11 protein-coding genes are annotated in these 10,885 nt (G+C 67.3%); 6 read left to right on the forward strand and 5 right to left on the reverse strand.

Features of this window, described 5'->3' with window-relative positions:
• Positions 1-415, forward strand: a 415-nt coding sequence (locus G3O06_RS43500; RefSeq protein WP_205819779.1) for a flagellar hook-length control protein FliK, incomplete at its 5' end; no start/stop codon positions are given.
• A 27-nt stretch (positions 416-442) separates the two neighbouring features.
• On the opposite strand, the gene G3O06_RS43505 is transcribed toward G3O06_RS43500, so the two are convergent.
• Complete coding sequence (locus tag G3O06_RS43505; RefSeq protein WP_205819780.1) at positions 443-2,083, reverse strand: GMC family oxidoreductase N-terminal domain-containing protein; 1,641 nt, start codon at positions 2,081-2,083, stop codon at positions 443-445.
• Between the two features lie 727 nt (positions 2,084-2,810).
• Here G3O06_RS43505 and G3O06_RS43510 point away from each other — a divergent pair.
• Entirely contained in the window at positions 2,811-4,253 is a 1,443-nt protein-coding gene (locus G3O06_RS43510; RefSeq protein ID WP_174916607.1) for a coniferyl aldehyde dehydrogenase, read from the forward strand.
• Between the two features lie 72 nt (positions 4,254-4,325).
• Here the strand turns inward: G3O06_RS43510 and G3O06_RS43515 are convergent, their stop codons facing one another.
• The gene (locus tag G3O06_RS43515; RefSeq protein ID WP_174916608.1) at positions 4,326-5,357 is read right to left on the reverse strand and encodes a serine/threonine protein kinase; all 1,032 of its coding nucleotides are present in this window, start codon (positions 5,355-5,357) and stop codon (positions 4,326-4,328) included.
• Between the two features lie 49 nt (positions 5,358-5,406).
• On the reverse strand, positions 5,407-5,619 hold the full coding sequence (locus tag G3O06_RS43520) for a hypothetical protein (RefSeq protein ID WP_006477514.1): 213 nt from the start codon (positions 5,617-5,619) through the stop codon (positions 5,407-5,409).
• Positions 5,620-6,405: 786 nt separating this feature from the next.
• Between G3O06_RS43520 and G3O06_RS43525 the strand changes: the two genes are divergently transcribed.
• Both G3O06_RS43525 and G3O06_RS43530 read left to right on the forward strand, forming a co-directional pair.
• Positions 6,406-7,287, forward strand: coding sequence for a DMT family transporter (locus G3O06_RS43525; RefSeq protein WP_205819781.1), 882 nt, complete (start codon positions 6,406-6,408; stop codon positions 7,285-7,287).
• Between the two features lie 303 nt (positions 7,288-7,590).
• Complete coding sequence (locus G3O06_RS43530) at positions 7,591-7,776, forward strand: hypothetical protein (protein WP_011353526.1); 186 nt, start codon at positions 7,591-7,593, stop codon at positions 7,774-7,776.
• A gap of 110 nt (positions 7,777-7,886) precedes the next feature.
• On the opposite strand, the gene mgrA is transcribed toward G3O06_RS43530, so the two are convergent.
• A complete protein-coding gene (mgrA, locus tag G3O06_RS43535) occupies positions 7,887-8,930 on the reverse strand; it encodes an L-glyceraldehyde 3-phosphate reductase (protein ID WP_205819782.1) in 1,044 nt (347 codons plus the stop codon).
• 193 nt (positions 8,931-9,123) lie between these two features.
• On the opposite strand from mgrA, the gene G3O06_RS43540 reads away from it, so the two are divergent.
• Positions 9,124-9,330 (forward strand): DUF3185 family protein, encoded by a 207-nt coding sequence (locus G3O06_RS43540; protein WP_174916611.1) that lies wholly within the window; start codon positions 9,124-9,126, stop codon positions 9,328-9,330.
• A 149-nt stretch (positions 9,331-9,479) separates the two neighbouring features.
• Here the strand turns inward: G3O06_RS43540 and G3O06_RS43545 are convergent, their stop codons facing one another.
• On the reverse strand, positions 9,480-10,253 hold the full coding sequence (locus G3O06_RS43545) for a phytanoyl-CoA dioxygenase family protein (protein WP_174916612.1): 774 nt from the start codon (positions 10,251-10,253) through the stop codon (positions 9,480-9,482).
• 352 nt (positions 10,254-10,605) lie between these two features.
• Here G3O06_RS43545 and G3O06_RS43550 point away from each other — a divergent pair.
• On the forward strand, positions 10,606-10,885 hold a 280-nt coding region (locus G3O06_RS43550; RefSeq protein WP_205819783.1), incomplete at its 3' end, for a hypothetical protein.

The raw sequence follows: 10,885 nt of genomic DNA on the forward strand, positions 1-10,885 counted from the left end.
TGATGCGCTGAGCCAGAAGGTCGTGTTCCTGTCGAATGCGCACCAGCAGAGCGCCGAGCTAACGCTCAATCCGGCCGATCTCGGGCCGCTGCAGGTCGTGCTGCGCGTCGCGGACAACAACGCGCACGCGCTGTTCGTGTCGCAGCACCCGCAGGTGCGCGAAGCGGTCGAAGCCGCGCTGCCGAAGCTGCGTGAAGCAATGGAAGCGGGCGGGCTCGGGCTCGGCAGCGCAACCGTCAGCGACGGCGGCTTCGCTTCGCAGCAGCAGAACCCGCAACAGACCTTTGCCGGCGGCCAGTCGTCGCGGCGCGGAAGCGGCGGATCGTCAGCCGCCGATGCACCGCTCGACGTTGCGCAATCCGCACCGGCCGCCGCGAGCGTGAGCCGCGCCGGCCTCGTCGATACGTTTGCCTGAGCATAGCCGCCGCCGTGCGCGCGCCGCTCAGCGGCCGTGCACCGCCGCGGCTGCCTCGCCGCGCGGCGCCGCGCCCTTGCGCGTGGCGACGATGAATTCCGCCGCGCGTTCGCCGATCATCACCGACGGTGCATTCGTGTTCCCGCCGACCAGCGTCGGCATCACCGACGCATCCACCACGCGCAACCCTTCGACGCCGCGCACGCGCAGTTGCGGATCGACGACCGCGCGCGCATCCGAACCCATCCGGCAGGTGCCGACCGGGTGGTAGATCGTGTCGGCGTGCTCGACGATCGTCTTGCGCAGCTCCGTTTCGCTCTGATCTGCCCGCGTGTACAGCTCGCGACCGCCCTGCGACGCGAGCGGCGCCTGCGACAGGATCTTGCGCATCGCCTGCGTGCCGCGCACGAGCAGGTCGAGATCGCGCGAGTCGCTGAAGAAGCGCGGATCGATCAGCGGTGCGTCGCGCGCATCGCCGCTCGCGAGCGCCACCGTGCCGCGGCTGAACGGCCGCAGCGCGCACACGTGCAGCGAATAGCCGAAGCCCCAGTGCATCTTGCGGTTGTGGTCGTCCACGAGCGCCGTGCAGAAATGCAGTTGCAGGTCGGGACGCTCGAGCGACGGATCGCTCTTGATGAAACCGCCGGCCTCCGCGACGTTGCTCGTCATCATCCCGGTGCGGCTCGAGAAATAGCGCACGAGCGCGGGCGTCATCTTCGCGATCCCGCGCAGGCACACGCCGACCAGTTCCGATGAATTCACGCGCGTATTGATGATGAAATCGATATGGTCGATCAGGTTCGTGCCGACGTCCGGCGCATCCTGCACGACCGCGATCCCGTGCCGGCGCAGTTGCTCCGCCGGGCCGATCCCCGAACACATCAGCAGTTGCGGCGAATTGAACGCGCCGGCCGACAGGATCACTTCCGCGCGCGCGTCGAGCGTCTCGACGCGCCCGTTGCGCGCGACCGCGACGCCGGCCGCACGCTTGCCATCGAACACGACACGCAGCACCGTCGCATCGGTGATCACGTGCAGGTTCGGCCGGTTGCGGCCGTAGATATATGCGCGTGCGACGCTGCAGCGCGAGCCGTCGCGGTGCGTCACCTGATAGAAGCCGACGCCTTCCTGCGTCGCGCCGTTGAAATCGTCGTTCAGCGGATAGCCGGCCGCATGCGCGGCCTGGATGAATCGTTCGGAGAACGGATTGCGAAAGCGCAGATCCGACACCGTGAGCGGGCCGTCCGCGCCGTGCCACGCATCGGCGCCGCGCTCGTTGCCCTCCGCGCGGCGGAAATACGGCAGCACGTCCTGCCAGCCCCAGCCCGTCGCGCCGAGCTGCGCCCATTCGTCGTAGTCGCCCGGGTGGCCGCGCGTGTAGATCATCGCGTTGATCGCACTCGAGCCGCCCATCCCGCGCCCGCGCGGCTGGTAGCCGCGCCGCCCGCCGAGGCCCGGCTGCGGCACCGTCTCGTAGCCGTAGTTCGTACCGAGCTTGAACGGCACCAGCGCGGCGATGCCGACCGGCATGTTGACGAGCAGGTTGCGCTCCGTATGCGAGCCGGCCTCGATCAGCGCGATCGTCGCATCGGGGCAGGCATCGGCGAGACGGCCTGCCAGGCTCGACCCGCCCGAACCGCCGCCGACGATGATGTAGTCGTATTGCATGTCACGTCTCCGTCGTGTCATGGATGGCGCCCGGCATCGCCGCGCGACCGCGTCTCCTCTTGTAATTCGGGCATTGTAGGAATGGCCGTCGCGCGCGCGGCGCGCGGATTCAAGAGCGATTCCTCTAAACGCCCGCGTGAACTAAATTTAAGATGTATCGATTCGCTTTGCGCGACGCGCCGGCCACCAGAAGCCGATCCGTCGCGAAACGGGAGTGACGACGATGCAGCGCCAGGTTCTGCAGGCCGCGTGCCGACCGGGTTGTCCGGATGCGATGCGCGTAGCCCGCATTTCATTTCAAACGGCTGCCCGCGCGGAGAGCCTCAGTGTCATGCGCGCAGTCGATCGAAATCGAACGGCACGTGTCGTCGCCGACCGTTTGGACGGCTTGTCGCCGCAGCGGCACGATGGGCTGCGACACGATTTGGCGTACACGTCGCGCCGCCCTGCTTCGGTGCACCGGCAGGCGCTCGCGACGCAGCGACGCGTGCCCGTAGGCAGTCACATCGCGGCGCACGCGCATGCGCCAATGAGCGGTTTCCGGATGCGCACACCGTCGCGCGGATGCGACGCCCGCTGCATGCTTCAACCGGTTTTCGAGCACACGTCGCATCCGGCCCCGCGCCGCGCGACACGCACCACCCCGATCCGCGTCGCCGCGCTCGCCGAGCGCGCGCGTGCGGCGTGACGGCCGGCCGACCAGCCAGGCCCAACTGGAGGAGACGACATGAAGAACGACCTGCCCGAACTGGCCCCGCAAGCACTGCCGTCGGCCGATGCGCTGACGGCGCTGCTGCGCGACCAGCGCGCGGCCTACCTGCGCGCACCGTACCCGGCATGGGAAACGCGCGTGCAGCACCTGCGCGCGCTGCGCACGATGCTGATCGACCATGCGGATGCACTCGCCGAAGCGATCAGCGCCGATTTCGGTCATCGTGCGAAGCAGGAAGTGCTGCTGTCGGAAATCTGGATGGCGAAGGAAGAGATCGACGACGCGCTCAAGCATGGCAAGCGCTGGATGAAACCGATCCGCAAGCCGATGAACAAGTGGCTGCGCCCGGCGCGCGCGAAGGTGATTCCGCAGCCGCTCGGCGTGGTCGGCATCGTCGTGCCGTGGAACTACCCGGTGCTGCTCGCGGCCGGCCCGCTGATCTGCGCGCTCGCGGCCGGCAACCGCGCGATCATCAAGATGTCCGAACTGACGCCGCGCACGTCGGCGCTGTTCGAGCAGCTCATTGCCAAGACCTTCACGCGCGACCACGTCGCGGTCGTGAACGGCGATGCGGAAGTGGGCGCCGCGTTCAGCGGGCTGCCGTTCGATCATCTGCTGTTCACCGGCTCGACCCACGTCGGCCGCCACGTGATGCGCGCGGCCGCCGACAACCTCACGCCCGTCACGCTCGAACTCGGCGGCAAGTCGCCGGCGATCGTCGGCCCGAACGCGCGCTTCGATGCAGCCGTCGACGCGATCGTCGCGGGCAAGACGCTGAACGCGGGCCAGACCTGCATCGCGCCCGACTACGTGCTGCTGCCGCGCGGGATGGAAGCCGCATTCATCGAGCGCGCGCGCGCACGCTTCGCGAAGATGTATCCCGACCTGTCGGCCAACGGCGACTACACGACGATCGTGTCGCCGCGCCACTACGCGCGGCTGCAGCAGCTCGCGAGCGACGCGCAGGCGGCCGGCGCGCAGCTGCACCCGCTGTCCGACGCGCAATCCGATCCCGCATCGCGCCGCTTCGTGCCGTGCGCGGTCACGCAGGTGCCGGCCGCATCGCAACTGATGCAGGAGGAAATCTTCGGGCCGCTGCTGCCGCTCGTGCCGTACGAACGGCTCGACGAAGCGATCGCGTACGTGAATGCACGCCCGCGTCCGCTCGCGCTCTACCTGTTCGACGAGGACGGCGGCACCATCGATCGCGTGATGCGCGAAACGATCTCGGGCGGCGTGTCGATCAACGAAACGCTGATGCACATCGCGTGCGGCAGTTTGCCGTTCGGCGGTGTCGGTGCGAGCGGCATGGGCGCGTATCACGGCTACGACGGCTTCGTGACGTTCTCGAAGATGAAGCCGGTGCTCACGCAGGCGCGCCTGAACGCGCGCAACCTGCTCGCGCCGCCGTACGGCAAGCGCTTCGCCGCGCTGATCAAGCTGATGCTGAAGTTCTGAGCGAAACGGGCCGCGCGCATCGCGCCGCGGCCCGCACATGCATGCCGCGCGGCGCGAGTACCGCGCGCGCCGTCACACGGGCCAGAGCGGCCCTTCCTGCATCGCGCCGATCTGCTCGCGCAACTCGAGTACGCGCGCTTCCCAGTAACGATGCGTGTTGAACCACGGGAACGCGGCCGGAAACGCGGGATCGTCCCAGCGCCGCGCGAGCCATGCCGCATAGTGGATCAGCCGCAGCGTGCGCAGCGCTTCGACGAGATGCAGCTCGCGCGGCTCGAATTCGCAGAAATCCTCGTAGCCGGCCAGCAAATCAGCCAGCGCACGCGACGCGCCTTCGCGATCGCCCGGCAGCAGCAGCCACAGATCCTGGATCGCGGGCGCCATCCGGCTGTCGTCGAAGTCGACGAAGTGCGGGCCGGCATCGGTCCACAGCACGTTGCTCGGATGACAGTCGCCGTGCGTGCGCAGCAGGCGGATCTCGCCCGCCCGCTCGAACGCGGCCTCGACGCCTTCGAGCGCGAGCGTCACGGCCGTCGCATAGGCGGGCCGCACATCGTCCGGAATGAAATCGTGCGCGAGCAGGTAGTCGCGCGGCTCGTAGCCGAACGTATTGATGTCGAGCACGGGGCGCGCGACATACGGCTGCGTCGCGCCGACCGCATGGATCCGGCCGATGAAGCGGCCGAGCCATTCGAGCGTGTCGCTGCGATCGAGATCGGGCGCGCGGCCGCCGCGCCGCTCGAAGATCGAGAAGCGGAAGCCGTCGAATGCGTGCAGCGTGCGGCCGTCGAATGCGCGCGCGGGCACCGCCGGAATCTCGCGCGCGGTGAGTTCGGCGACGAACGCGTGCTCTTCGAGGATCGCTTCGTCCGACCAGCGTGCCGGACGGTAGAACTTCGCGACGACCGGCGGGCCGTCTTCGATGCCGACCTGATAGACGCGGTTTTCGTAGCTGTTGAGCGCGAGCATGCGCCCGTCGGTGCGCAGGCCGGCCGGTATCAGCACGCTGTCGAGCGCGTCGAGCACGCACTCGGGCGTGAGTCCGGCGAACGGCGGGCCGGCGGGAGAAGCGGGAGCGGAAGTGACGTCTTTCATGCCCCGCATTGTGCCGCCAGCCGGGCTGAAAGACGAGCGCCCGGTGCGACGTGTGCGCTTAGTGCAGCGCCGCGCCGGCCGGCAGCACGGATTCGCCGGTGTCGATCAGGTCCTCGAGAAAGAACGGCTCGGTGTTGAGTTCTTTCGACTCACCCGGCACGCCCGCGTACCAGGTCACCATGGCCATGTCGCCCAGGATGCGCTGGACGATGCCGCGCGCGCCCTTCGGCACCGCGATATGGGTAGTGCAGACAATCGACCCGATATGCATGATGGTTCCCCACTCTTGAATCTTGAAACCCGGCCCGCTGGCGGGCCGGCAAATGCACGATCCGCGCCGCTCTCGACGGAGCGCTGCGCGTCATCCCATTGTTCACGGTTTATCGAAGCGCGAAAAGAAGAAGAAGCAGGCGAAGTGCCGCGAATTCGTCGAATGTCTCCAATCAACCACTACGCCGGACGGCTGCTTGCCCGCCCGGCTACCCCCATCATACCCTGTCGAATGTGACTGCCCGCCGAATCCCCGGCATCACCGCGGCGCGCACGCAATGGACGCCCCGCGCGCACCGTGAATCCGGTGCCGGGTCGCCAGGCACTTTCACGCGACTGCGCTTGCCGAACCGCACAACGCCTTCATCACCTTCCCCCTGCCTCGAACGCAGCCAGCGCAACGACCGTTGCGCACGCATCGCCCTTCGTCATACGAAGCCACCGACAGGTGTTGCATCCGATGCCGGCCTTGCGGTACCTTTGATGCTCATTCGCGTTCAAGCGCATTCCGATACGATGCATCCGCTCACGTCCGCCCTTGCAAAATCCCGGCCGCAGTTCGACTCGCGGCCGCAGGCGTGCGCACATCCGTCGGTCCTTCCTCCTCCTGTCGCACCGCCGCTCGTCGGCGCCGCGCCGCCCCCTCCGGCGGCACGCGCCGGCTGACCAGCCGGCTTTTCGTTTCGTCTTCCATTCGCCCGCAGGCCTGCATTCGTGCGTCGTGACGCACGGCGTGTTGCTGCGCGCGCGGATGGAACATTCCGATCCGTTCGACAGGTGGATTCACATGGTTTCGTTCAAACGCGCGCTCGCCGCGCATGGAGCGACGTCGCTCTTCGTGCTGCTGTGGAGCAGCGGCGCGATCTTCGCTGAACTCGGTCTGCGTCACGCATCCGCGTTCGTCTTTCTCACCGCACGTTTCGCACTGGCATCGCTCGTGCTGCTCGGGCTGGCCTTCATGCGCAAACACTGGCTGCCGCCGCGCGGCGAGCGGCGCATGGCCGCGCTGACCGGCTTGCTGATGATGGGCGGCTATTCGATCTTCTACCTGCTCGCACTCGAACGCGGGATCGCGCCGGGCGTGCTCGCGACGATCCTCGGCGTGCAGCCGATCCTCACGCTCGCGATCGTCGAGCGGCGCTGGCAACCCGTACGCGTCGCAGGGCTCGCGCTGTCGCTGGCCGGCCTCGCGCTCGTCGTGTTCCGCGGCGTGGGGGACGGCGGCCTGTCGCTCGCAGGCGTCGCGTTCGCGCTCACCGCGCTCGTCGCGCTGACCGTCGGCTCGCTGCTGCAAAAGCGCGTACGTGCGGCACCCGCCGACGTGCTGCCGCTGCAGAATGCGATCGGCCTCGCGCTGTGCGTGGCGATCGTGCCGTTCCGGCCGGTGTCGTTCGACATGAGCTGGGCGTTCGTGATCCCGCTGCTGTGGCTCGGCATCGTGATTTCGGTGATCGCGCAACTGCTGTTCTACCGGTTGATGCAGCGCGGCGATCTCGTCAACGTGACGAGCCTGTTCTATCTCGTGCCCGTCGTCACCACGCTGATGGATGCCGTGTGGCTCGGCAACCGGCCCGAGCCGCTCGCGCTCGCCGGCATGGGCGCGATCATCGCGGGGCTCGCGCTCGTGTTCCGCGCGCCGGCCGCCCGCGTGCAACCCGACCGCGCATGAGCGGGCGTGCCGTCGCGCCCGCGGGTGCGGCGGCACGCATCGGACACATACGACGAATCCGCAACAATCGAAAGGCACGGGAAAGATGCGTGCAAGTCGTTCGTCGAACTGGCGGGAAAAATGCGCGATTCGTGGGGCTTTCCGCTGATTTTTTAATGGTTCGGATAGCGAAAAGCGGTGCCGGTTGCCTATACTCGAATTGACCGCCCCGCTCGCAATCGGGTCGGACCAACACTAGAAACACCCGGCATGGGGCCGGAGTCCGCGCCCAAGCGCCCACTCCGGTCGACCCTGGAGACACGCATGACGACCTACTTCACGATCGGCGACTTCATCCTGTTGATTCCGATGGCGCTGGCCGGAGCGCTATTTCTCGGCGCGGTGCCGTGTGCAACCGAATTCCGCCACAACTTGCTGCGCGTGCTGGGCGTCATCCTCGGCGTCGGCGTTGCGGTATTGCTCGTCGAAGGCCTGCCTGCGCTGATCTAGCGGCGCACCATCCGTGCGTGACGTGCATCGCTGCATTGCAGCGATGCGATGTGCTGCACGCAAGCCATTGATACGGCACGCGATGTTTCGCATGCCGTATCGACTGCCGGTCAGATCGACTGATCGGTGGACGGCTTTTCCCACAGATTGATGCCACCTTCCGTCGCGTAACGATCGATCTCCGCGAGTTCCTCCGCCGAGAATTCGAGATTCTTCAGCGCGCCGACGTTTTCGCGCACCTGCTCCGCGCGGCTCGCGCCGATCAGCGCGGACGTCACGCGGCCATTACGCAGCACCCACGCGAGCGCCATCTGCGCAAGGCTTTGCCCGCGCCGTTCGGCGATCGCGTTCAGCTTGCGCACTTGGTCGAGGTTGTCCGCGCTCAGGTGATCCCGCTTCAGCGAGCCGCCGCCCGGCTTGTTCACACGCGCATCGGCCGGCACGCCGTTCAGGTACTTCGACGTGAGCAGCCCCTGCGCGAGCGGCGTGAACGCAATGCTGCCCGTGCCGATCTCGTCGAGCGTGCCGAGCAGTTCGGTTTCGACCCAGCGGTTCAGCAGGTTGTACGACGGCTGGTGGATCAGCAGCGGCACCTTGTACTGCGCGAGCAGCTCGGCCATCTCTCGCGTCTTCGCCGCCGAATACGACGAAATGCCGATGTAGAGCGCCTTGCCCTGCTGCACGGCCGACGCGAGCGCGCCCGCCGTTTCCTCGAGCGGCGTGTGCGCGTCGAAGCGGTGCGAATAGAAGATGTCGACGTAGTCGAGCCCCATCCGCTGCAGGCTCTGGTCGAGGCTCGCGAGCACGTACTTGCGCGACCCGCCGCCACTGCCGTACGGCCCCGGCCACATGTCCCAGCCGGCCTTCGTCGAGATCAGCAGCTCGTCGCGATACGGCCGGAAATCCTCCTTCAGCAGCCGGCCGAAGTTGGTTTCCGCGCTGCCGTAGGGCGGCCCGTAGTTGTTCGCGAGATCGAAGTGGTTGATGCCGAGGTCGAACGCGGTGCGCAGGATGTCGCGCTGCGTCGAGATCGGCGTCGAGTCGCCGAAGTTGTGCCACAGACCAAGCGACAGCGCGGGCAGTTTGAGCCCGGATTTGCCGCAGGTGCGGTATTGCATGCCGGCATAACGTTCGGAAGCTGCTTCGTAAGCCATGAGTCGGTTCCGTCAGGACATCGGGAGAGGGGACGCGCGCCGGCCGCGCACACGGCGCGGCGGCGGCGAAGGAGTCATACGACGACTATGGTAGCGAAAGCGGCCGAAACGCGCTCGACGGCACGGCGATGGACGCGGCCGCGGCCGTCGCCTACACTGCGGCGTCTCGAATCACCGTTTCAGCGAGGTTGGTATGTCCCGGGTCATCTCGGTTGCACTGCTCGTCGGCGGCGTCTTGCTGCTGTATTTCGGCGGCCAGTCGTTCCATTCGATCAACGACAACGTGTCGCGCTTCTTCACCGGTTCGCCCGCGACGAAGACGATCCTGCTGATCGTGGGCGGCGCCGTCGCATCGTTCGTCGGCCTGATCGGCCTCGCGATGCCGGGCAGCAAGCGCTGATCGCGCAGCCGCGCGATGCACGCACGGCCCGCGTCATACGATCGGGCCGCGCCAAACGAAACGGGCGGCCAGGCCGCCCGTTGCTTCATTCGCCCGCGATGCGCCGCATCACGTGAGCGCGGCGGTATCGCCGCCCGTCCGATCCGAACCTAGAACTGCACTTCCGACTTCGACGCCGAGCGCGTGCCCGGCACCGGCCGGTTGCTCGCGGCGTGGTACGTGTACACGAGCGAGAACTTCACCTGGTCGGAACGGTTCTGCCCGGCCGAATGCAGCGTATTGCTGTGGAAGAACACGACGTCGCCCGTCTGCAGCGGCGGGCACGTGGCCGCGTCGATCATCTTCTTGTTCGCCGGCAGGTCGCCGCGGAAGAACTTCGCATCGTCGAACGCTTCGGGACCGAATTCGGCCGTATGCGACCCCGGTACGAGCCACAGTGCGCCGTTCTCGTTCGTTTCCGGCCCGAGCGCGAGCCACACCGACACCATGTCCGGACGCTCGAACGACCAGTAGCGGAAATCGCGATGCCAGCCGGTCAGGCTGCCGTACGCCGGGTGCTTCGTCATCATGCAGTTGTGATGCGCGCGCGACAGCACGGGTTCTTCACCAAAATACTCGCGCATCCACGCACCGATTTCGGGTGCGGTCGCGCGCTCGGCGAACGCCGGATCGCGCGAATACGCATCGAGCAGCCGCCGCACCGTATGCCCGCCCGGCGCATGCTTGGACTCGGGCGCGCCCGGGTAGCGCAGGTCCGCCTCGAACTCGATCGGCTCGGCCGCCTCCCGTAACTGGCGCTCCGCGACTTGCCTGAGCGCCGCGCACTGCTCGTCGCTGACGAGGCCACGCGCGACGACGAAGCCGCGCTCGCGCAATTCCGCGACTTGCGCGCGGATCGATTCCGACTGCAATGGAGACGACATGGGATGCCAGACGTTTTTTGTGTGAATGTGACGATTGTAAATCGGCGCCGGATGCCGCGAACAGCACCATTGTCGTGCGCAGGGGCATGCCAATCGAGGATTTGATCCTGCTCAAGGGAACTGTGCGGCGCGGCGCTGGCCTCACCGACAGGCGGTATGCGGCACACGCCTTGTGGCACAAGGGTTTATCGCGACTTTTGCCCGTCATGAATCCCCTGTAGCCTGTCGCGGCCTGTCAATTCTGGCGGGCGCGGCGCGCAGCGAGTTTCGGTAAGATCCGTTGCGCCTTCCGAGGCCGTTCATACCAGTGCGCTCCCAAGGGCGCCATCCATACAAGCGAAGCATCGTTCACATGCCATTCCGTCTGACTTCCCGTCTCAGCCGCGCTGCGAAGCGCGTCGTGCCGCCCGCTCCTGCCCGCTCGCTGCGCCATCACCGCGCACGCACGCAGGCGCTGGCCGAGCGTACGCCCGCACACAGCCGGCTGGACGGTATCCGTGCGTGGTTCCACGCATTTTTCTCGATGATGAGCGCGCAGGCGTTCTCGCGCCGTGCCGGCCTGCGCTCGCTGCTGCAGAAGCCGTCGTCGCTGCGCGCGCTCGCGCTGCGCCGTGCGCTCGGCCCGCAGCGCC

This window comes from Burkholderia sp. Ac-20345, from assembly GCF_017104825.1.
Lineage (GTDB): Bacteria > Pseudomonadota > Gammaproteobacteria > Burkholderiales > Burkholderiaceae > Burkholderia > Burkholderia lata_B.